This is a genomic window from Solemya elarraichensis gill symbiont (assembly GCF_002021095.1).
Classification (GTDB): Bacteria; Pseudomonadota; Gammaproteobacteria; order Chromatiales; family Chromatiaceae.
This window is the reverse complement of record NZ_MPRK01000334.1, coordinates 1-1476: the sequence shown is the minus strand read 5'-3', so window position 1 is coordinate 1476 and position 1476 is coordinate 1. Positions and strand designations below refer to the sequence as shown.

Annotated in this window: 1 protein-coding gene; it reads right to left on the bottom strand. The window is 45.5% G+C overall.

From position 1 onward, the window contains the following. Window positions 1-147, bottom strand: coding sequence for a hypothetical protein (locus tag BOW51_RS11355; RefSeq protein WP_167367347.1), 147 nt, complete (start codon window positions 145-147; stop codon window positions 1-3). Window positions 148-1476 lie beyond the last annotated feature (1329 nt).

The following is a 1476-nucleotide window of genomic DNA, read 5'->3' as shown; positions in this document are numbered from 1 at the left end:
TCATTGCTCCAGCATGGCCTCGACAATCATGGTTTCCAGACCTCTTACGATTGTCACATCGACATCCTCGTCGACTTCCAGTTCGGTCGGACCTGTTATCCCAACTGAAGCAGTCGGTGTATCATCACAATCCGGATGTTCTGCCACTTCACGCTTGGTGGCTATGTGCCAATCCCTTAGTCACCGAGGTTTCTCGGAGGGAGTCGCTACGCGAATCTCTACCTCTCATCGCACATCCACCAGGAAAATCTACCAATCCCAATGGGATATTTTCCAAAATTGGTGTATCAAACGGGATGCCGATTTTCTCCATCCCTCTGTGCAGCTTGTAGCAGACTTTTTACTCTACTTGTTTGAGGACAAGAAATTGGCTCCCGGTACAGTTAGAGGGTATCGGGCTGCCATTGCTGCCACGCTTAGTCCTCCATGTTGCGCCCAGATATGTCATTCGCCTGATATGTCTAGGCTCATTCGGAACTTCCAATTGGAACGACCTCGTGTTCGTTCTCTTGTCCCACAGTGGAATTTGTCATTTGTGTTGGATATGTTCCTTCGTCCTCCTTTTGAACCTATGTTCAAGGCGGACATCAAATGTGTGACATGGCTAACAGTGTTTTTGGTTTCACTAGCGGCTGGACGCCGTAGCGGTGATATACATGCTTTGTCTATTGATCCTTCTTGTATTAGAACGGCACCAGACCATTCTAATATCACCTTACGCACGGACCCTACGTTTTTGGCAAAGAACCAACTTCCTACCTATTCAGGCAATTCCATTGTCATCCCGGCTCTCACTACAAATGTTGGGCGTGATGAAGCCGATCGGTATTTGTGTCCTGTGCGGGCATTGCTTTTCTACTTGGATCGTATGAAAGCTACTAGAGGCAATAGACAACGTCTTTTTCTTCCGTGAAGACGGGACATGTTGACTTTTCCATAGACACTATTTCTAGGTGGGTGGCTAAAACCATCCAGAAAGCCTACGCCATTCAGCCCAATGGACAGCCAAACCTTCACCGTATTCGGCCTCATGAAATACGGGCAATTTTCGCTTCTTGGGCCCTACTGAATAATGTCCCATATGAGGATATTATGTCAGTTGCATACTGGAGATCACATAACACTTTCTCCAGTTTTTATTTACGGATTCTATGTTCAGAATCTGATGGTCTCCACTCCTTCGGTCCCCTGTTTGTTGCTCAGACCCACCACCGGTGAGTTACATTCTTCCTAAATTTTATATATGGTAATTATAGTTGAAGTTAAATTGAAATTTTACTTCAGTTAAAATGTATTTTAACGATACTATACTTACCATATATAAATTAGAGTTCCCGCCCTCCTCCCCTCTATATGAGTATTCTACCAAAGAAAAGGTGGAGATATGGAGGATTACCGGTGTGAATGCAAAGTGTGGCCTTGCTTCCGGTATGAACTCGGGGGGTACCAGAAGGGGTGAGAGGCCAAAATTTTGGT